The sequence below is a fragment of the Sphingomonas phyllosphaerae genome, assembly GCA_036946405.1.
Classification (GTDB): Bacteria; Pseudomonadota; Alphaproteobacteria; order Sphingomonadales; family Sphingomonadaceae; genus Sphingomonas; species Sphingomonas phyllosphaerae_D.
In genome coordinates, this window is sequence record JAQIJC010000001.1 from 3,594,973 (window position 1) to 3,615,783 (window position 20,811).

At 68.2% G+C, this 20,811-nt stretch carries 18 protein-coding genes; 9 read left to right on the top strand and 9 right to left on the bottom strand.

All coding sequences use genetic code 11. From position 1 onward, the window contains the following. Positions 1–29: 29 nt before the first annotated feature. The 3 genes from PGN12_16640 to PGN12_16650 all read right to left on the bottom strand — a co-directional run bounded on the left by PGN12_16640 (position 30) and on the right by PGN12_16650 (position 5,870). The gene (locus PGN12_16640; GenBank protein MEH3105514.1) at positions 30–1,238 is read right to left on the bottom strand and encodes a DUF445 domain-containing protein; all 1,209 of its coding nucleotides are present in this window, start codon (positions 1,236–1,238) and stop codon (positions 30–32) included. 230 nt (positions 1,239–1,468) lie between these two features. Beyond that, positions 1,469–4,678, bottom strand: coding sequence for an efflux RND transporter permease subunit (locus tag PGN12_16645; GenBank protein ID MEH3105515.1), 3,210 nt, complete (start codon positions 4,676–4,678; stop codon positions 1,469–1,471). A 13-nt stretch (positions 4,679–4,691) separates the two neighbouring features. Next, positions 4,692–5,870 (bottom strand): efflux RND transporter periplasmic adaptor subunit, encoded by a 1,179-nt coding sequence (locus tag PGN12_16650; GenBank protein ID MEH3105516.1) that lies wholly within the window; start codon positions 5,868–5,870, stop codon positions 4,692–4,694. Between the two features lie 166 nt (positions 5,871–6,036). Here PGN12_16650 and PGN12_16655 point away from each other — a divergent pair, with 166 nt between their 5' ends. After that, positions 6,037–6,768 carry an SIMPL domain-containing protein gene (locus PGN12_16655; GenBank protein ID MEH3105517.1) on the top strand — a complete coding sequence of 244 codons (732 nt, stop codon included), beginning with the start codon at positions 6,037–6,039 and terminating at the stop codon, positions 6,766–6,768. Between the two features lie 130 nt (positions 6,769–6,898). Here PGN12_16655 and PGN12_16660 read toward each other — a convergent pair whose 3' ends face one another. From PGN12_16660 to PGN12_16670, 3 genes are all read right to left on the bottom strand, one after another. Beyond that, positions 6,899–7,156, bottom strand: a complete 258-nt coding sequence (locus PGN12_16660; GenBank protein ID MEH3105518.1) for a GlsB/YeaQ/YmgE family stress response membrane protein — start codon at positions 7,154–7,156, stop codon at positions 6,899–6,901. Positions 7,157–7,313: 157 nt separating this feature from the next. Further along, complete coding sequence (locus PGN12_16665; protein ID MEH3105519.1) at positions 7,314–7,616, bottom strand: DUF1153 domain-containing protein; 303 nt, start codon at positions 7,614–7,616, stop codon at positions 7,314–7,316. Between the two features lie 101 nt (positions 7,617–7,717). Next, positions 7,718–7,858: a hypothetical protein gene (locus tag PGN12_16670; protein ID MEH3105520.1), complete on the bottom strand. Its 141-nt coding sequence runs from the start codon at positions 7,856–7,858 to the stop codon at positions 7,718–7,720. A 140-nt stretch (positions 7,859–7,998) separates the two neighbouring features. Here PGN12_16670 and mnmA point away from each other — a divergent pair, with 140 nt between their 5' ends. Continuing rightward, positions 7,999–9,123, top strand: coding sequence for a tRNA 2-thiouridine(34) synthase MnmA (mnmA, locus tag PGN12_16675; GenBank protein ID MEH3105521.1), 1,125 nt, complete (start codon positions 7,999–8,001; stop codon positions 9,121–9,123). Positions 9,124–9,279: 156 nt separating this feature from the next. Here mnmA and PGN12_16680 read toward each other — a convergent pair whose 3' ends face one another. Together PGN12_16680 and PGN12_16685 are read right to left on the bottom strand one after the other, a co-directional pair. Continuing rightward, positions 9,280–9,507, bottom strand: coding sequence for a hypothetical protein (locus PGN12_16680; GenBank protein MEH3105522.1), 228 nt, complete (start codon positions 9,505–9,507; stop codon positions 9,280–9,282). Between the two features lie 87 nt (positions 9,508–9,594). Next, positions 9,595–10,614 carry an SMP-30/gluconolactonase/LRE family protein gene (locus tag PGN12_16685; GenBank protein MEH3105523.1) on the bottom strand — a complete coding sequence of 340 codons (1,020 nt, stop codon included), beginning with the start codon at positions 10,612–10,614 and terminating at the stop codon, positions 9,595–9,597. 86 nt (positions 10,615–10,700) lie between these two features. Here PGN12_16685 and PGN12_16690 point away from each other — a divergent pair, with 86 nt between their 5' ends. Beyond that, on the top strand, positions 10,701–10,856 hold the full coding sequence (locus PGN12_16690) for a DUF2256 domain-containing protein (GenBank protein ID MEH3105524.1): 156 nt from the start codon (positions 10,701–10,703) through the stop codon (positions 10,854–10,856). Positions 10,857–10,907: 51 nt separating this feature from the next. Here the strand turns inward: PGN12_16690 and PGN12_16695 are convergent, their stop codons facing one another. Then, complete coding sequence (locus PGN12_16695; GenBank protein ID MEH3105525.1) at positions 10,908–11,762, bottom strand: type 1 glutamine amidotransferase; 855 nt, start codon at positions 11,760–11,762, stop codon at positions 10,908–10,910. 167 nt (positions 11,763–11,929) lie between these two features. Between PGN12_16695 and PGN12_16700 the strand changes: the two genes are divergently transcribed. The 6 genes from PGN12_16700 to PGN12_16725 all read left to right on the top strand — a co-directional run bounded on the left by PGN12_16700 (position 11,930) and on the right by PGN12_16725 (position 20,811). After that, positions 11,930–13,519: an alkaline phosphatase D family protein gene (locus tag PGN12_16700; GenBank protein MEH3105526.1), complete on the top strand. Its 1,590-nt coding sequence runs from the start codon at positions 11,930–11,932 to the stop codon at positions 13,517–13,519. Between the two features lie 269 nt (positions 13,520–13,788). Next, positions 13,789–16,101, top strand: a complete 2,313-nt coding sequence (locus PGN12_16705) for a TonB-dependent receptor (GenBank protein ID MEH3105527.1) — start codon at positions 13,789–13,791, stop codon at positions 16,099–16,101. Positions 16,102–16,117: 16 nt separating this feature from the next. Next, the gene (locus PGN12_16710; protein MEH3105528.1) at positions 16,118–18,529 is read left to right on the top strand and encodes a TonB-dependent receptor; all 2,412 of its coding nucleotides are present in this window, start codon (positions 16,118–16,120) and stop codon (positions 18,527–18,529) included. 47 nt (positions 18,530–18,576) lie between these two features. Next, a complete protein-coding gene (locus PGN12_16715) occupies positions 18,577–19,626 on the top strand; it encodes a glycerophosphodiester phosphodiesterase (GenBank protein MEH3105529.1) in 1,050 nt (349 codons plus the stop codon). A gap of 154 nt (positions 19,627–19,780) precedes the next feature. Next, positions 19,781–20,143 carry a DUF6481 family protein gene (locus tag PGN12_16720; GenBank protein MEH3105530.1) on the top strand — a complete coding sequence of 121 codons (363 nt, stop codon included), beginning with the start codon at positions 19,781–19,783 and terminating at the stop codon, positions 20,141–20,143. Continuing rightward, positions 20,140–20,811, top strand: a complete 672-nt coding sequence (locus tag PGN12_16725) for a spermidine synthase (protein MEH3105531.1) — start codon at positions 20,140–20,142, stop codon at positions 20,809–20,811. Before PGN12_16720 ends, PGN12_16725 begins: the two co-directional genes overlap by 4 nt.

Below are 20,811 nucleotides of genomic sequence, written 5' to 3' on the forward strand. Positions count from 1 at the left end.
GCGCGCGTACCACATTTGTGATCGCTCGCTCACAAGGACACATCGATCGTGTGGATGACCACGCCGACCATGCCGCCGACCAGCGTGCCGTTGATGCGGATGAACTGCAGGTCCTTGCCGACCGCATTCTCGAGTCGCTGCGTCACGGTCTGCGCATCCCAGCCGCGCACCGTCTCCGACACCAGCCGCACGATCGCGTCGCCGTAATCGGCCGCCGCGCCAACCGCCGCGCGGCGCACGAAGCGATTGATGATCCGCCCCAGCCGCGGATCGTCCTGCAAGGTCGCGCCCAGTTGATGCAACGCCTCCCCCAGCTTGCCCGCCATCAACGCATCGGGGTCGCGCGCGGCGCGCAGCATCGCGGCGCGCGCCTGTTCCCAAAGCCCGTTGATCCAGTCCTGCATCGCCGGATTCTCGAGCAGCTCGATCTTCACCGTCTCCACCCGCGCGCGCATCTCTGGATCGTGCTGGAGCCGCTCGGCGACGCCCGCCATCGCCTCCTCGACCTTCAGGCGCAGCGGATGCTCGGGATTGTCGGCCATCTCCGCGACCAATTTGTCGAGCCCGTCGATGATCTTGTTGGCCAGCGTCTCGTCCAGCCCGGTCCAGCGCAGCACCGTGCCGGCGCGGTCGTGCACGATTGTGCGGATCAGATGCTCGTTCGACCCCAGCGCGCCGCGCATCCAGCGCACCAGCGCATCGATCACGGGGCGATGCCGCTCCTCCGCCATCGCCGCCGCCAGCGCGCGGCCCAGCATCGGCGACAGCTCGGTCTCGCGCACGCGCGTCACCATCATCGCGCGCACCATCCCGCCCAGCCGCTCCTGGTCGAGCGCCTGCAACACCTCGGTCGCGAGCCGCGAGATGCCGCGTGTCAGCCGGCTGCCCCCTGCCCCGCGCGGATTGGCGAGCCACCGCCCCGCCGCCGCGGCGACGTCGATCCGCTGCATCCGCCGCGCGACCACCGCCGGGATCAGGAAATATTCGCGCAGGAATTGCGCGAGCTGATCGCCGATCCGGTCCTTGTTGCGCGGGATGATCGCGGTATGCGGGATCGGCAGCCCAAGCGGATGGCGGAACAGCGCGGTCACCGCGAACCAGTCCGCCAGCCCGCCGACCATCGCCGCCTCGGCAAAGGCGCGGACGAACCCCCAGGCCGAATGCCGCGGCTCCAGCGCGCGCGTCGCGAAGAACGCCGCCGCCATCGCCACCAGCAACAGCCCCGCGACGCGCCGCATCCTTACAAGGGCGGCAGGCGGAGGGGCGACACGGACGATCATCCCCGTAACAATCCCCGATCGCCCGCGAAGTTCAAGTGCAGAAGGCTGCCCCTACGCAGAGACGATAGGCCTTCGATCCCGGAAAAGCCCCTCCCCTTCAGGGGAGGGGATGGGGTGGGGCAGTTCCGCAGGCATTGGCTCGGTGAGACACGCCCACCCCCAGCCCCTCCTCTGAAGGGGAGTTACCCCTACTCCGCCGGATGCGACCCCTCTCCCCGGAACGGGATCCGTCCATGCGGCGCACCGATCGCATCTTGCGGCGAGTGCTCGATCACCGGACCCTCGTCGCCCGGACGATAGGTCAGCAACCGCCGCCCCAGCCACGGCCCGACGCGCCGCTCGACCCCGATCGCCAGCGAGAAGGCCGCGGGCACGATCAGCAGCGTCAGCAGGGTCGAGACGATCAACCCGCCGATCACCACGATCCCCATCGGCGCGCGCGACGCCCCGTCGCCCGACAGCGACAGCGCGGTCGGCACCATGCCCGCGACCATCGCGACGGTGGTCATCACGATCGGCTGCGCGCGCTTGTGCCCGGCATCGACGATCGCGTCATAGGACGGCACGCCCGCCTGCATCTCCTCCAGCGCGAAGTCGATCAGCAGGATCGAGTTCTTGGCGACGATCCCGAGCAGCATCAGCAAGCCGATGAACACCGGCATCGACAGCGGATTGCCGGTCAGCCGCAGCGCGATCAGCCCGCCGAGCGGCGCAAGCGTCAGCGACGCCATGTTGACCAGCGGCGGCAATAGGCGGCGGTACAGCAGCACCAGCACCGAGAAGACCAGGAACACGCCCGCCACCACCGCGACGATGAAGTTCTGGAGCATCTCCATCTGCCACTTGGCCTGGCCGACGCTCAGCTCGCCCACGCCCAGCGGGAGGTTCTTCATCGCCGGCAACTGCTTCACCTTGGGCAGCATCACGCTGATCGTCTGGCCGGGGCTCAAATCGGCACCGACCGTCAGCTGGCGTTGCTGGTTGATGCGCTGGATACGCGTCGGGCCGGAGCCGAAGCCGATCTCCGCGACCACGCTCAGCGGCACCGAACCGCCGGTCAGCGTCTGCACCGGCAAATTCTGGATCGTCGCCAGCCGCGAGCGCGAACTCTGCTCCAGCGCGACGCGGATCGGGATCTGCCGGTCGTTGAGCGAGAAGCGTGCGCTGTTCTGGTCGATGTCGCCGATCGTAGCGATGCGGATCGCATTCGACAGCGCCGACGTCGTCACCCCCAGGCTGGCGGCGAGATCGAGCCGCGGCTTGATGATGATCTCCGGCCGGTTGAGATCGCCCGCGATGCGCGGCGCGAGCAGCCCCGGCACCGTCCCCATCTCCTTGACCAGCCGGTCGGCGGCTTGTCGCAGCACGACGGGATCGTCGCCGCCCAGCGTGATCGAGACGTCGCGGTTGTTGTCGCCCCAGCCGAACTGCGACTGGAAATTGACCCGCGCGTCGGCGATCTTCGCCAGCTCCGGCGCCAGCGCGCGCTCGAACTCGGTCGAGGTCTTCTCTCGCTTCTCGCGCAATTGCGCGGTGACGCGGCCCGATCCGACCAGCGTTCGGGTATAGATGCTCTCGACCTCGGGCTGCTTGCTGAGCACGGCATAGACCTGATCGACCACGCCCTGCGTCGTCTGGAGCGTGCTGCCCGGCGGCATCGTGATCGTCACGGTCGAGCGCGGCATGTCGCGCGCCGGCTGGAAGGTCAGCGGCGAGGTCGCGAACATCGCGATTGTCGCCACGAACGCCAGCACGCCCGCGCCGATCATCCACACGCGGTGATCGCGCCAATAACCGACGACGCGGTGCACCCCGCCCTTGGCGCGCGCGCGCACCGCGCGGGTGCTGTCGAGCGTCCAGATCAGCAGCTTTTGATAGGTGTCGAGCAGCCAGCCGCCGCCATGTTCGACATGCCCGCCGGCCTTCAGGAAATAGGCCGCGACCATCGGGGTGATGAGCCGCGCCACCGCGAGGCTCATCAGCACCGCCGCGACGACGGTCAGCCCGAAATTCTTGAAGAACTGCCCGGCGATCCCCGGCATCAGCCCGACCGGCAGGAACACCGCGACGATCGCCATCGTCGTCGCCAGCACCGCGAGGCCGATCTCGTCGGCGGCGTCGATCGACGCCTGATACGCGCTCTTGCCCATGCGCATGTGGCGTACGATGTTCTCGATCTCGACGATCGCGTCGTCGACCAGCACGCCCGCGACTAGGCTGAGCGCCAGCATCGTCATGTTGTTGAGCGTGAAGCCCATCAAATCCATGAACCAGAACGCCGGGATCGCCGACAGCGGGATCGCCAGCGCCGAGATGATCGTCGCGCGCCAGTCGCGCAGGAAGAGGAACACGACGATCACCGCCAGGATCGCGCCCTCGATCATCGCGTGGATCGCGGTCTTGAATTGCTCCAGCGGATATTTCGACCCGTCGAGCCGCATCTTGAAGCGGACCTGCGGGTTGCGCTTCTCCAGCGCTTCCAGCTTCGCCTTCGCCTCGCGGAAGACGGTGACGTCCGAATAGCCCTTGGCGCGCGTGAAATCGAACGACAGCGCCTGCCGCCCGTCGACCGACGCGGCGGAGCGCTGCTCGGCATATAGGTCGCGGACCGTCGCGACGTCGGACAGCCGCACCGTGCGGCCGTTGCCGACGTTGATCTGCAACTGGCCCAGCTCATAGGCGGTATGCGCATTGCCCAGCACGCGCACCGATTGCTCCGCGCCCGCGATCTCGGCGCGTCCGCCCGGCGCGTTGAGGTTCACCTGCCGCAATTGCGCGTTGATCTGGCTTGCGGTCAGCCCCTGCGCGGCGAGCCGTGCGGGGTCGAGGATCACGCGGATCTCGCGGCTGACCCCGCCGTTGCGCGTCACCCCGCCCATGCCGGGCACCGACATCAGCTCCTTGGTGACGGTATTGTCGATGTACCAGCTGAGCTGTTCCAGCGTCATGTCGGTGCCGACCGCGGTGTAGCTGCCGAGATCGTTGTCGTTGATCTTCACCCGCGCGACCTGCGGCTCGAGGATCCCCTCGGGCAAATTGCCGCGGATTTGCGTGATCGCGTCGCGCGCCTCGTTCACCGCGCGGTCGATCGGGGTGCCGATGTCGAGCTGGACGATCGTCGTCGACGTACCCTCCGACACGAACGACTGGATCTCGTCGATCCCCTCCAGCGAACGCACCGCCGCCTCGACGCGCTGCGTGACCTGCGTCTCCAGCTCGCTCGGCGCCGCACCCGGCTGGGTAATGTCGATCGAGACGATCGGGAAGTCGATGTCGGGCTGTTCGTTGATGTCCATCCGCACGAAGCTGACGATCCCGGCGACCGTCAGCATCAGGAACAGGACGATCGACGGCACCGGGTTGCGGATCGACCAGGCGGAGATGTTGCGAAAGCCCATGACGTCCCGTCCTTTACTGCGCGGGGGTCGGTTTGGCGCGCTGCGGACGCACCGTCTGGCCGGGGTTCAGGAAGGCGCCGGCCGATTGCACGACACGCTCGTCGCCGTTCAGTCCGCTGGCGATCGCGACGCGATCGTCGGCGACCGTGCCCAGCGTCACCGCGCGCCGCTCGACCTTGTTCTGCGCGTCGACGAGATAGACGTAATTGCCCTTCTCGTCACTCAACAGCGCCGATTGGGGCAGCTCTGGCTGGCGCGCGCCGCCCGCGGTGATCGTCGCGCTCGCGAAGCCGCCGGGGCGCAGCGCCGGGTCGTAGGACAGCTTGATCCGCGCGATCCCCTGCCGCGTCTGCGGGTCGATCACCGGCGCGACTTGCCAGACGCTGCCCGGGAAGGCGCGCGTGTCGCCGACCGGCACCACCTTCGCGGGCGAGCCGACGCGCACCACCTGTAAATCGCTCTCGGCGAGCTGCGCGCGCATCTCCATCTCGCCGCCTTTGGCCATGCGGAACAACATTCCCGACCCCGAGCTGACGATCTGCCCCGGCTCGACGCCGCGCGTCAGGATCAGCCCGGCGGCGGGCGCGCGGATGTCGAGCCGTGCGTTACGCGCGCGTTGCTCGGACAAGGTCGCCTGCGCCACCTGCAATCGCGCGCGCGCCGCGTCGCGGGTCGCGATGCGACGCTGGACGTCGGCCTTGGAGATGAAGCCGCGATCGACGAGGCTCTGCGCACGCTCCAGCTCGGCCTGCGCGAGCGTCAGGTCGGATTTCGCGACGTTGATCTGCGCCGCGAGCGATTGCGCGGTCTGCGCCTGCACCGATCGGTCGATCGTCGCAAGCACCTGCCCGGCGCGCACCCACTGGCCGGGCTCGACCAGCACGCGGCTGACCATCCCGCCCTCGCCCGCAACGCCGACCGGCATTTCACGCGTCGCCGCCAGCGTGCCGGTCGCGCTGATGATCCGCGACACCGACTGGGCGCCCGGCACGATCACCGTCACCGCAGGTGCCTGACTGGCGGCGGTGGCGGGTGGCGCTTCGGCGGGCTTGGGACGCAACACATACCAGGCGACCGCCGCGGCGATCAGCGCCACCAGCCCGACGATCAGCAACCAGCGACGCCGCGTGCGTGGCGAGCGATCCTCCAGCACCAGCTGTTCGCCCTGCATCTCCCCGCCCTGGTACGTCATGATTCCCCTTTCGCGCCCCGGCGTGTATTACACGCATACGTCACCGTGACAAGCGGCGCGCGGTTGCGGTGCGTCATATCGCCATTGAAACGGCCTGTCCCGTTCATCTTGCATTCCGACGCACGCTGGCAGGGGAACATTTACTTGAGTTAGGGGAGTTTTTCGCATGAACCGAATGATGCCCGCGCTGATGCTGTCAGCCGCCGCCATGCTGGCGGTGCCGGCCGCGGCGCAGGTCGCGCTGCCGATGGCGACGGTCGTCCCGGACGGGACCGTGCTGGACGTCACCGCCACCGGGCGCGTGTCGCGCACGCCGGACCTCGCCACGATCACCGCGGGTGTCGTGACGCAGGCGCCGGTCGCCGCCACCGCACTGTCGGAAAATGCGCAGCGGATGGATGCCGTCATCAAGGCATTGAAGGCGGCCGGGCTTGCCGCGCGCGACCTGTCGACCAGCAACGTCGCGCTCTCGCCGCAATATCGCTATCAGGATGGCAAGCCGCCGGTCGTAACCGGCTATCAGGCGAGCAATTCGGTCGCGATCCGCTTCCGCGATATCGCAAAGGCCGGCGCGGTGCTCGATGCACTGGTGCGCGCGGGCGCCAACCAGATCGATGGGCCGAACCTGTCGCTTTCCGATCCGGACGCCGCGCTGGACGAAGCGCGGACGCAGGCGATCGCCAAGGCGCGGACGCGCGCCGAACTTTATGCCAGGGCCGCGGGCCTGTCGGTCGCGCGGATGGTCGCGATCAACGAGGCGGGCGAGAATGCCGGCGACCGACCGCGCCCGATGCCGATGATGGCGCGCGCCGCCGTGCAGTCGGACGCGGAAACCGTCGTCCTGCCCGGCGAAACCGACGTGACCGCCAGCGTCAACGTCCGTTTCCTGCTGAAGTAATCACCCTCCGTCATCCCGGACTTGATCCGGGGCGACGAACACAGACGCTCGATCGCTCGACCTCGATAAAACAAAAGCGGCCGCCCGTCTCCGGGCGGCCACCTTGTCGCACGATCGTGGTCGTGTGCGATTACCGCACGCGGCCGCGACGCGCCAGATTAACGATCGCCAGCAGGATAACCGCACCCAGCAGCGAAACCAGGAACGAGTAGATCGTCAGCGGTGCGTTGTTGATCGAACCGCCCGAGAAGATCAGACCGCCGAGGAACGCGCCGACGACGCCGACCACGATGTTGAGGAAGATACCCTGCTGCGCGTCGGTGCGCATGATCATGCTGGCCAGCCAGCCGATGACACCGCCAATGATAAGCCACAGAATGATACCCATGATACTACTCCCCTCAGATGCGCCCGGAGTGGCTGCTCTGGCGGGAATTACTCACGAACCCGGTACATTGTTCCGGTCGCGTAACCCGGATCGTGATTACGTTTGCGCACGCCGCCCCATCCGCCTGTCTCGACGCGGGACGACGTGCGACAAGGGGTCAGAACTTCTGCTGGCGCTCATACAACGACTTGTAATGTTGGATGCGGGTCACGCGCAGACCCGGCATCCCCGACCGGTCGATCGCGCGTTGCCAGCCGGCGAATTCCTCGACGGTCAGGCTGTAGCGGGTGCAGACGTCGTCGACGCTCAGCAGACCGCCGTTAACCGCCGCGACCACCTCGGCCTTGCGGCGCACCACCCAACGGGTCGTGTCCGGCGGCGGCAGGGAGTCGATGGTCAGCGGCTCGCCCAGCGGGCCTATGACCTTGGCAGGGCGACAATTTTCTTGTTGTTCTATCATTCCAAACCTCGGTTCGGGGCCGCGACCCCATTCCATGTCGTACCTGCTGCGTAACGGCGACGGATTGAACGGCCCCTAAAGCGGTGCGGTAAACGACCCGTTCACGACTGTTTCCAATGGTGGATTGCCGCCGCGGCGTCGGCGTTGAACGCACCGCCGGCTGGGCGCGCCGGTTCGTCCAGCGCCCGCGCGACCTGCGCGGTCCGCGACGCGAGCTGGCGTGCGCGCAGGCTGCACAACAACGGCATATCCTGAGGGGAGTGTTCGGCTTTCATCCTGCCGGTCTAGCCCCGACGGTCTGAAAGCCCGGTAAAGCCGGTGGAAACGCTTCGTTCATTTCGGTTTACGCCGCCGGGGTCGCGGTTGTATGGTCGCCGCCATCATGGACAGCGGTGAATTCCAGCTCGCGCCCGGTGCGCGACGCATCGTCGTGGCGATGTCGGGCGGGGTCGACAGTTCGGTGGTCGCCGCGCTGGCGGCGCGCCAGCCGGGGGCCGAAGTGATCGGCGTCACGCTCCAGCTCTACGATCATGGCGAGGCGACGAAACGCGCCGGAGCATGCTGCGCCGGTCGCGACATCCGCGATGCGCGCGCGGTCTGCGACAAGCTCGGCATCGCGCATTACGTCTTCGACCACGAAAGCAGCTTCCGCGCGAACGTCGTCGACGCCTTCGCCGACGAATATCTCGCCGGACGCACCCCCATCCCGTGCGTCCAGTGCAACATGGGGCCGAAGTTCACCGACCTGCTGGCGCTCGCCCGCGATCTCGGCGCGGACTGTCTCGCGACCGGCCATTACGTGCGCCGCGTCGAAGGCCCGTCGGGCGCGGAGCTGCACCGCGCCGCCGATCCCGCGCGCGACCAGAGCTATTTCCTGTTCGCCACCACGCAGGAACAGCTCGACTTCCTCCGCTTCCCGCTCGGCGGACTGCCCAAGTCGCGCGTCCGCGAACTCGCCGCCGACCTCGCGCTGCTCGTCGCCGACAAGCCCGACAGCCAGGATATCTGCTTCGTCCCCGACGGCGATTATGCCTCGCTGGTCAAGAAGTTACGCCCGGAGGCGGCGACCGGCGGCGACATCGTCGACTTGACGGGGCGAAAGCTCGGCGAGCATCGCGGGCTGGTGCATTACACGGTCGGGCAGCGGCGCGGGCTCGAGATCGGCGGCACGCCCGAGCCGCTCTACGTCGTGCGGCTCGAGCCGGAGTCGCAGCGTGTCGTGGTCGGTCCGCGTGCCGCGCTGGCGGTCGCGGCGGCACGGCTGGAGCGGCTGAACGTTCTCGGCCCGCTGGGGGGTCCGCTCACCGCCAAGGTCCGGTCGATGGCCAGGCCGGTGCCGGCGCGCATGTCAGGCGACCGGCTGATCTTCGACACGCCCGAATATGGCGTCGCCCCCGGTCAGGCGGCGGTGCTCTATGCCGGAGAGCGCGTGCTGGGCGGCGGCTGGATCGCGGCCACAGAGCCCGCGCTCGTCAACGGCGAAATGGTCCCGCTCGCCGCGTCCTGACGCCCGGCGCCGGGGTCGACCGCCCGATCGATCCGAAGCCGCTCCCAGACAAAAGGCCCGGCGCCGCTGGGGGACACCGGACCAGTTTCGTCTAGGGAGCAACTCCAGACGGTAAGGAGAGGCGGGCGACGGCAATCGCCGCCGCCCGCGAAATCGTCAGAGCGCGTTGGTGGTCGCGGTCGCGACGTTGCCGTCGGTGGCGTTCAGCGGCAGCGCACCGACATCCGACAGGTTCTCGTCGGCCGGCAGCGTCTCGTTCACCACCGCATCGTTGCCCAGCTCGGCATTCAGCGCGGTGTCGTTCGCGGTGTCGGTCTTCGATCCGCATGCCGCCAGCGAGAGCGCCAGCGCCACCGCGGACATGCCAGCAACGATCTTCTTCATCAACGCACATCCCCTTCATGGTCGATGGCGGAGCGCCACCGTCCATTCCAAAATACATCGGATTGATGGGAGATCAACCCCGTTTCGTCACCGCTGCCATCCGGGACGCAGCGCCACCCGCAGCACGCGGTCGTTGTTGGTGACGTACAGCGCCGCGCCCCCCTCTCCGAACGCGGCGTTGGCGGCAGGCGTCGTCGTCTCGATCAGCCCGATCGGCTCGCCATCCGGGGTCAGGAACATGATTCCGCCGGGCATCGAGCACACCAGGGTTCCGTCGCGCGCCACCTTCATCCCGTCGGGCAACCCCGGCTTGCCCTGCGCGTGCCACGCCTTCGCCGACACCAGCACCCGCGAGGCGCGGGGCATCCCGTCGCGCCCGAGATCATAGGCGATCACGCGCGGATCGGCGGAGTCGGACACCGCGACGTACAGCCGCCGCTCGTCGGGCGACAGCGCGATGCCGTTGGGTCGCGTCAACGACCCGTCGACCAGCACCGCCTCGCCCCCCGCGCGCCAGCGATAGACGCCGTTGACGCTCTGCTCCTTGGCCGGTGACCGATCGTCTCCTGCCAGGCCGTAGGGCGGATCGGTGAACCAGATCGCGCCGTCGCGCGCGACGTGCATGTCGTTGGGGCTGTTGAACCTCTTGCCCTTGTACCGGTCGACCAGCACCGTGCGCGCCCGCGTCCTGAGATCGACGCGATCGATCGACCGCCCGCCGCTGTTGGCGATCAGCAGCCGCCCGCCGCGATCGAGCGTCAGCCCGTTCGCGCCCGGCTCGCGCAGGACCGTTCGGTCGGGATTCGGCGCGCCCGACGGCGACAGGAACGTCGTCACGCCGCCGCCACGCGACCAGCGCCGCACGATATTGGCGGGCGGATCGGAAAACAGCAGGTAGCCGCCGTCCCGCGGCGCCCACACCGGCCCCTCTGCCCATTGGATGCCGGTCGCGATCACCTCCACCCGCGTGCCCGGCGCGACGATGCGATCGAAGGCCGGGGTCAGCCGCCGCAGCACCACCGCCGGAGCCGCATCCGCAAACCCCGTCAGCGCCGAACCCGCCAGACCCGCCAGCACCGCGCGCCGGCCCGGTCGGTGAGCGTCCATCGCCATCATCCTGCAATCCCCTCGACTTTTCGCGTCACCCGCACGCTCGCACGGATCGCGCGGCGCGCCAAACGGGTTCAGGCGCGATGGCGCACAAGAAACCGCATCTGCCCGAAAAGATCTGTGCGAGCTGTCACCGCCCGTTCGCATGGCGCAAGAAGTGGGCGCGCGACTGGGACGCAGTCAAATATTGCTCGGACCGCTGCCGCGGCGTCGGCGAGCAGCCGGCGCGATCGCCCTGATCGCCACCCCGCCCCCTTCGACAATCCCTATCGGCGCCACCTTCGCCAACTTCACCGCGCGCCGCGCCGGTCGATCGACGTTAGCGCGCCGAGAAAGTTCGCGATCTCGCGCCGCCTCGCGTCGGTGTCCGCCAGTTCGCCGTCGACCCCCAGCCGCCACCGCAGTGACCGCTGGTCGGGCGCGTCATGCAGCGCCGCGAACACGTCGGCGCGCTCATCGACCTCCTCCGGCGTCTCCGCCAATCCGGCATCGACCAGCCCGTCCGCCTGCCGCCGCAGCGCGATCGCGACCTCCCGCAACGACAATTCCGGATGATATTGCACGCCCCAGAACACGCCCTTGTCGTGGCGGATCTCGGCGGCCTGCACTCGCGTCACCGCATTGCCCGCCAGCCGTGTCGCGCCCGGTGGCAATGTCTCGACCTCGTCGCCGTGGATCGCCGGCGCGTCCCACGTCGCGGCGCGCCCCGCCAGCAGCGGATGCTCGCGTCCTTCGGCGGTCGCGACGATCCGCCGCGACAGCCCGGCCTCCATCCGCTCGGGCATCTTGCGCACCGTGCCGCCCGCCGCCGCCACCGCGACCTGCAATCCGGCGCACGACCCGAACGATGGCGTTCCCGCCGCGAACACCGCACGCATGAACGCCAGTTGCCGGCGCACCTCGGGCGTGTCGTCATAGACGTGCAGCGGCGAGCCGGTCAGGAACACCGCGTCATATTCCGCCAGCTGCTCGGGTGCGAAGGCCGGCGAATCGTCGTCGGCGGGCTGACAGATTTCGATCGTCGCGCCGGGCATCATCTGTTCCAGCGTCTCGGCATAGCTCTCGCCCGAACTTTGCCCCGTATGCGCGCGACGCGCCTCGCGCTCCTCGGGAGTCTCGCTCTGCGCTATCAGAAATCGGGGCACGCTGGTCCACCTCGGGGTCATGTTCGGGAACCGCGCCAACGCTTCACGTCGCCGGAAGCCCCTGCCGGGCGATATTCTTCTCCGGACAGCCACGCCTGTCATCAAGGCTCCACAAACAACGCCCATCCGCGCGCCGTCCCGGTCCGCGCAGATGAAGAGGCTTGCCCGTGCTCGTTTCCCGCCGTTCCCTGATCGTCGGCGCCGGTGCGCTGACCGCTGCACCGTTGTTCGCCGCCACAACCGAAGGCGCGCGCAGGTTCACCCATTCGGTCGCCAGCGGCGAGCCGGGCCCGGACTCGGTGCTGCTGTGGACGCGTTGCGTGATGGCGGGCGCGGGCGAAGTCACCGCCGAGATCGCCGAACAACCCGACATGAGCGGCGCGCGCGCGGTCGGCGCACAGATCACCGGTCCGTGGCGCGACTATACCGTGAAGCTCACCGCCGACGGGCTGGCCCCCGATCGCTGGTACTGGTTCCGCTTCATCGCCCCCGACGGCACGCGCTCGCCGATCGGGCGCACCCGCACCCTGCCCGCCGATGGCGTCCGGCCGTGGCGTGCCGCGATCTTCTCCTGCTCGAACATCGGCTATGGCTTCTTCAACGCTTATGCCCATGCCGCGGCGCGCGACGATCTCGACTGCTCGATCCACCTCGGCGACTATTTCTACGAATATGCGCCCGATCATTATCCGACGAACGGCCAACTGGTCCCCGGTCGCCTGCCGCAACCGCTCGCCGAGACGATCCATCTTGACGATTATCGCCAGCGCTTCGCCAGCTATCGCGCCGACCCCGACCTCCAGGCGCTCCACGCGCGGTTGCCGATGATCGCGCAATGGGACGATCACGAAAGCGCCAACGACAGCTGGGAGGGCGGCGCGCAGAACCACGATCTCGCGACCGAGGGCGACTGGAACCAGCGCCGCGCGGCCTCGATCCAGGCGTATCGCGAATGGATGCCGGTGTCCGACGAACCGTGGAAAAGCTATGACATCGGCGCGCTTGCGACGCTGTTCCGCACCGAGACGCGCCTCCTCGGGCGCACCCAGCAGCCCGACCTCGACGCGCTGTTCAAGTCGAGCGACCCCGCCGCCGCCCTGCGCGCGTTCCGGGACGGCGCGTGGCAGGATCCGGGTGCCACGATGATGGGGTGGCAGCAGGAAAGCTGGCTGAACCACGCGCTCGCCGCCTCGGTGCGCAGCGGACGACGCTGGCAGGTCGTCGGCTTCGGCACGATCATGGGACAGACCGTGATGCCCGCCGATGCGCAGACATGGGTCGCCCCCAACTCCAACCGCTACGTCACCACCGGCATCGCCGCCGCACAGGCCGGGCTGCCGTTCAACTTCGACAATTGGGGCGGCTATCCCGCCGCGCGTGCGCGCTTCCTGCGGCGGGTCCAGCAGCTCGGCGGCAGCACAGTGCTGATCTCGGGCGACAGCCACAACGCCTGGGCGTACGACCTCGCGCAGGACGGCCATGCCGCAGCGGTCGAGTTCGCCGGCCACAGCGTCACCTCGCCGGGCTTCGAAAGCGCCTCGACGTACGATCCGCGCCGCATCGCCGCCGATCTGGTGCGCGCCAATCCCGAGCTGAAATGGTGCGACACGTCGCGCCGCGGCTATATGGCGCTGACGATCGCGCCCGATCGCGTCCGCAACGACTGGATCATGGTCGACACGATCACGAAGCGCACCCCCGGCGCGACGATCGGTTATTCGGCGACGGTCGCACGCGGCCGCAACGTGATGGCGTAGCACCGCCCCCGTCATTCCCGCGAAGGCGGGAATCCAGACGCGCAGGTCCGTCGACAGACGCGCAACCGTCAGAGGTTCTGGATTCCCGCCTTCGCGGGAATGACGGAGCGGCGGGCAGTCACGCACAAATGCCACACAATCCGACAATTAATGCGACCCGCTCCGCCGTCACGAACCTGCAACCAATCGGTCACGCGGACGAAAAGAGCAGCGCCCAAAGGCGCGGTAACGACGACCGTTAAAGGTCGCGTCACCAAAGGGAAAAGATCATGCTCCGTTCGATGCTGCTCGCCGGCAGTGCGCTGTTCGCCGTGACCGCGACCCCGGCTTTCGCCGCCGATACGCCACCCGCCGCTGATCCCGCCACGGACACCCCCGCCGACACGCAGGGCAGCGAGGTCGTCGTGCTCGGCTTCGGACAGGCGCGGCAGGTGCAGACGATCACCGCCGCCGACATTGAACGCCAGACCCCCGGCACCACCCCGCTCAAGGCGCTCGCCAAGCTGCCGGGCGTCAATTTCCAGTCAGCCGACGCGTTCGGGGCGTATGAATGGTCGAGCCGCATCTCGCTGCGTGGGTTCAACCAAAACCAGCTCGGCTTCACGCTCGACGGCATCCCGCTCGGCGACATGAGCTACGGCAACGCCAACGGCCTGCACATCAGCCGCGCGATCATCTCCGAGAACGTCGACGCCACCACCGTCGCGCAGGGTGCGGGCGCGCTGGGCGAGGCGTCGACCTCCAACCTCGGCGGCACGCTGCAATTCACCTCGCGTCGCCCGTCCGACGCATTCGGAATCGCCGCCTCCGGCACCTATGGCTCGAACGACACGTACCGCGGCTTCGTGCGCGTCGACAGCGGCGACATCACCGGCAGCGGGCTGCGCGGCTATCTCAGCTACGGCTATCTGGAGGCCGGCAAGTGGAAGGGTGACGGCGTCCAGCGGCAGCATCAGGCGAACGCGAAGCTGGTGCAGGATTTCGGCGCACGCGGTTCGATCACCGCCTTCTTCAACTTTTCGGATCGCCGCGAGAACGACTATCAGGACCTCAGCCTCGAAATGATCCGGCGGCTGGGCTATGACGCCGACAATCTCAACCCCGATTACGCGACCGCGCTGCGCCTGGGCCAGGTCTATTGGAACCAGCAGACGCGCGCCGCCTCGGCGACCGCGACGCTCCCCTATCCCGGCGCCGGGCTCACCTATCCGTCACCCTATACCTCGGTCGACGATGCCTATTTCGACGCCGCCGGACTGCGCCGCGATTACCTGACCGGAATCACGATGAACGCGCCGGTCAATGACGCGGTCTCCTTCGCGATGACCGGCTATTATCATGGCAACGAGGGTCAGGGCGTGTGGGTCACGCCTTACGTCCGCACGCCGGGCGGTTCGGTCCTGTCGATCCGTACCACCGAATATGCCATCGACCGCTTCGGCTCGATCGCGCGCGTGTCGGTGGAAACCGGTGCGAACCATCTCGAGGTGGGCGGCTGGTTCGAGGCGAACGGCTTCCGCCAGGCGCGCCGGTTCTACGGCTTGGCCGATCAGTCGACTCCGTCGCGCAAGGTGCTGTCGTTCCAGCGCGATCCGTTCGCAACCCAGTTCGACGTCGACTTCCAGACCGACACGACGATGTATTACGTCAGCGATCGGCTGACGCTCGGACAGCTCACGCTGACCGGGGGCTGGAAGGGCTATCAGGTCGTCAACAAGGCGACGCCGCTGGTCGGCACGCTCGCCAGCGGCACGATCGATGCGAAGGACTGGTTTCTGCCACAGGTCGGCGCAGTCTATGGCTTCGGCGCGGCCGAGGCGTTCGTCACTTATACCGAGAACATGCGCGCCTTCGTCTCCTCGGCGACCGGTGCCTCGCCGTTCGCGACCACGCAGCAGGGCTTCGACGCGATCCGCGGCCGGTTGCGCCCCGAACGTTCGAAGACCGCCGAGGCCGGCGTGCGCTTCCGCGCCGGCGGGTTCCAGGGGTCGATCGCGGGCTATTACGTCGACTTCGCGAACCGTCTGCTCGCCTATACCAACGGCGCCGGGATCGTCGGCAATCCGGTGACGCTCCAGAACGTCGGCGGGGTCGAGAATTACGGCGCCGAGGCGACCGCGCTCTACAGGATCGCGCGCCCGCTCTCGATCTTCGCTTCCTATTCGTACAACCATTCCGAATATAAGGACGACGTGCTCGGCGCGAACGGCGCGCTCATCACCGCGACGCGCGGCAGGACCGTGGTCGACAGCCCGCGCCACATGGCCAAGGGCGAGGTCGTCTATGACGACGGCCGCTTTCTCGCCCGGGTCGGCGCCGATTACATGAGCAAGCGCTACTTCACCTACACCAACGACCAGTCGGTCGGCGACCGGGTGCTGGTCGATGCGACGATCGGCTATACGATCGGCGACCTCGGCGGGCTGCACGGGGTGCGTATCGAGGGCAGCGCGACCAACCTGCTCGACAAGCGCTACGTCTCGACGATCGGCTCGAACGGCTACGGCGGCAGCGGCGACAACCAGACGCTGCTCGCCGGCGCACCGCGCCAGTTCTTCGTGTCGCTGCGCACCGGCCTCTGATCGAAAGTCCCAACCCATGCGTTCTCTCCTGACGGCGGGCGTCGCTCCGCTCGCGCTCGTCCTCGCGCTGCCGGCCGCCGCGCAAAGCGTCGCCCCCGCTACCGCCGCCACCGACGCAGCGCCGGCCGGTGACGACATCATCGTCACCGGCACCGCCACCCGCGCGGTCGCGCAGATCACCAATGTCGAGATCCAGAAGGTGCTGCCCGGCATCAGCCCGCTCAAGGCGCTCCAGACTCTGCCCGGCGTCACCTATCTGACCGCCGATCCATGGGGCAACAACGAGCAGAACATCTCGCTGTTCGTCCACGGCTTCAACGCGCAGCAGCTCGGCTATACGCTCGACGGCGTCCCGCTCGGCGACCAGCAATACGGCAATTACAACGGCCTCAGCCCACAGCGCGCGACGATCTCGGAGAATGTCGGCCGCGTCGTGCTCGCCTCGGGCGCGGGCGATCTCGGCACCGCCTCGACCAGCAATCTCGGCGGGACGATCGACACCTTCACCAACGATCCGAAGCCGGAGTTCGGCATCTCCGCGGCGCAGACCGTCGGAAGCTACGCGGCGACGCGCAGCTACGTCCGCCTCGACAGTGGCGACATCGGTCAGAACACACGCTTCTACATTTCGGGTGTCCGCCAGCGCGCGCGGGCCTGGGACTTCGCGGGCTATCAGAAGGGCTGGCAGGGCAATGCCAAGCTCGTCCACGACGACGCGACCGGCAAGCTGACCGCCTATTTCGCCTATTCCGACAAGGCCGAGCCCAACGAGGACGCGACCGTCGTCTCCGCGACCCAGACGTACCAGCCGTACATCCGCCCGTTCCTCTACCCGAACTTCGCGGGGATGCAGGCGTATCTCGCCAACCAGCTGCCGTACAACAACGCCGCCAGCTATGCGGCATCGGGGTCGAACTACAGCAATTACTATAGCGCCGCGCTACGCACCGACTATCTCGGCTATCTGAAATACGACTGGAACGTCACCGACCGCGTGACCTTCTCCAACCAGGCGTATTTCCACCACAACGACGGCGTCGGCATCGTCGCCGGCCCGATCACCGTCGCCGGGCTGCCGCAGCTCTTCTCCTTCTATTACCCCGGCGTCGCGGGCAGCAGCCCCACCTCGGCGGCGAACCTCGCGCGGCTGTCGACGATCTTCGGCGGCTCCGGCCTGGCGACGCGCACCACCGAATATCGCATCGACCGCGTCGGCGGCATTTCGACGCTGCGCGCCGAACTCGGCGACCACACGATCGAGCTGGGCGGCTGGTACGAGCATCAAAGCTCCGCCGCCTACCGCCGCTGGTACGCGCTCGACGTCAACAATCCATCCTCGCCCTATGAGCGCCCGCTCGACCTCGCCAGGCCGCTCATCACGCAATATGGCAGCGAGATCCGGGTGACCGAGATCCAGGCGCACCTTCAGGACGCGTGGAAGATCGTTCCCACGCTGACGCTGCAGGCCGGGTTCAAGAGCACCTTCCAGCATGCGCGCCAGCGCGTGCCGGTGCAGCCGATCCCCGGTTCGTTCACCGGCTCGCGCGAGCTGCCGGTCGGGCGGATCAACACCGACGAATGGTTCCTGCCGCAGGTCGGCGCATTGTGGGATGCGACCGACCACGAACAGCTGTTCGTCAACGCGCAGAAAAACATCCGCCAGTTCCAGACGAGCGCCGCCGCAGGCCTTTCGCCGTTCGCGCTCGGCAGCCAGACGCTGTTCGAATTCTTCAAGAGCAATACCAAGCCCGAAACCAGCTGGACCTATGAAGCCGGCCTCCGCACCCGCCGCCCGCTCGATCTCGGGCCGCTAACCGGGTTCGAGGGTCAGATCAGTTACTATCACGTCGATTTCTCGAACCGGCTGCTCGCGATCAGCCCGACCACCACGATTACCGCGATCATCAGCGGCGCACCGATCATCGCCAATGTCGGCAGCGTGCGGACCGACGGCGTCGACGCGGCGGCGACGCTGCGCTTCGGCGACCGCTTCTCGCTCTACAATGCGCTGTCGTACAACAACTCGCGCTACGCCGATAACTACACGGTCGGCGCGGCGCAGACCGTCGTGCCGACCGCCGGCAAGAAAGTCCCCGGCTCGCCCGACTGGCTCAACAAGACCGTCGCGACGCTTCACGGTAACGGAGTGGAGCTGCAACTGATCGGCGACTATATCGGTCGTCGCTATGCCACGTTCACGAACGATCTGAAGGTGCCGGGCTATTTCACGCTCTCCGGGCGGATCGGCTTCGACATGCCGCTGTCGGGCGAGGGTCTGGCGAAGAAGCTGAACGTCAGCCTCAACGTCATCAACATCACCGACAAGAAGGCCTATTCGACGATCAGCGTCGGCGCGGCATCTGGGACGTACAATTTCTTCCCGCTCGCGCCGCGTCAGGCGTTCGTCACGCTTAGCGCGGGCTTCTGAGCGTGATGACGCGCCGCGCCGCCCTCGGGTCCGCGATCGCTTTGGGGGTGGCCTCCACCGCCGGCGCGGCGTCGACCGCGAAAAAGCCGCTGGTGTTCGCGCACCGCGGCGCCTCGGCATTGCGCCCCGAACATACGCTCGGCGCCTATGCCAAGGCGATCGCGGACGGCGCCGACTTCATCGAGCCCGATCTGGTCCCGACGAAGGACGGCGTGCTGGTCGCGCGGCACGAGAACAACATCGTCGAGACGACCGATGTCGCCGATCACCCGGAATTCGCGCCGCGCCGCACGACGAAGACGATCGACGGCGAGCCGCAGACCGGCTGGTTCACCGAGGATTTCACGCTCGCCGAGCTGAAGACGCTCCGCGCCAAGGAACGGCTCGGCACGGTCCGCCCCGAAAGCCGCAGCTATGACGGCCAGTTCCAGATCGTCACGCTCGACGAGGTCATCGACTTCGCCGCGGCCGAGGCGGCGGCGCGCGGGCGAACGATCGGGCTGGTGCCCGAGTTGAAGCACTCGACCTATTTCGCGTGGCTGGGGCTGCCGGTCGAGGACCGCTTCCTCGCGGTGCTCGCCGCGCACGCTTATACCCGTCGCGCCCCGGTGCAATTGCAGTCGTTCGAGGTCGCCAACCTGCGCTACGTTCGCGGAAAGCTGCCGAAGGGCGGCAACCTCCGGCTCGTCCAGCTGATCGGCGATCCGACGCAGAAGCCGGCGGATGTGGCGAAAGCCGGCGGCACGCTCGACTATCGCACGATGGTGTCGCCCGCCGGGCTTCGCGAAATCGCGCGCTACGCCGACATCGTCGCGCCGAACACGCGGATGCTGATCCCGCTCGCCGCCGACGGACGGCTCGGCGCGCCGACCAATCTGGTCGCCGAAGCACATGCCGCCGGGCTGGAGGTCTGCCCCTGGACTTTCCGTCCCGAGAACCGCTTCCTCGCCGCCGACTTCCGCAGCACCGCCGGGCCGGACGCGCGCCACGATGCCGGCTCGGTGGTCGAAATGCGCCGCTACATCGCACTCGGCATCGACTCGTTCTTCACCGACGATCCCGCGCTCGGGCGGCGGGCGGTGGACGGCGACCGATAAAGCGGTTGCGCGAAAGGCGTCCGGCTCGTATATTCGGATGCGTCTGGTGTAGCCTTTCGCTTCATCGGCTTTCCCGACGGCTCCGCAGCGATGCGGGGCCGTTGTGCTTTTCGCCGGTTTCGGCGTTATCGTTCCCCAAGGAGAATTTCGCAGCATGGCAGGTTACAAGGCCCCGGACTTCAACCAGCGCGCCGCCGCCGCCCGCGACGCCAAGGCACGCGCGCTCGAGGCGTTGAAGAACAAGGCCGCCCCCGATCCTGCAGAGGTCGCCGCCCGTCTCGCCGCGCGCGAGGCCAAGGAAGCTGCGGAGGCCGAGAAGCGCGAGCAGCGCAAGGCGGCGATCGCCGCCGAAAAGGCCGCCAAGGAAGAGGCGCGCGCGCAGGCCGCCGCCGAAGCCGCTGCCGCCGCCGAGGCGGCCGCCGCCGCCAAGCGCCCGCCGGTGCTGCCGACCGCCGCCGAACTCAAAGCGGCGCGCGACGCCCGCTACGCCGCGCGCAAGGCTCGCCAGAAGAAGTGATCCGCCCCGAGCTGCTCGGGGTAGCGGAGGTGCCGGACGGACCGCCGTTGCGGCTGTTCCGTCGCGGTGCCGACTTCATGATCGTGCTCGAACGCAACGAGCTGATGAGCACGCGGATGAGCGGCTCGGAAGTCGCGCTCGGCACGATGACGTGTGACCGGTTGGTCGACCGGCCCGCCCCGCACCTCCTGATCGGCGGCTATGGCATGGGCTTCACGCTCCGCGCTGTGCTCGCCCGGCTGGGGACCTCGGCGCAGGTCACCGTTGCCGAGCTGGTCCCGGGCATCATTGAATGGGCGCGCGGGCCGATGGCGGCGCTGACCGACGGCTGCCTCGACGACCCGCGCGTGACGCTTAGGATGGGCGATGTCGGCGCGGCGATCGCCGCCGGCAGCGGACGCTATGACGCGATCCTGCTCGACGTCGACAACGGCCCCGATGGGCTGACCCGCCCCGCCAACGACGGCCTCTATGGCCCGCGCGGGCTGGCCGCGGCGCGTGCCGCCTTGCGCCCCGGCGGGGTGCTGGCGGTGTGGTCGGCGGCGCCCGATCCCCGCTTCGCCCGCCGCTTCGCCGACAGCGGCTTCGCGGTCGACGAGGTCAAGGTCCGCGCGCGCGAGAACGGCAAGGGTGCGACCCACGTCATCTGGTTCGGCTTGCGCCGCTAG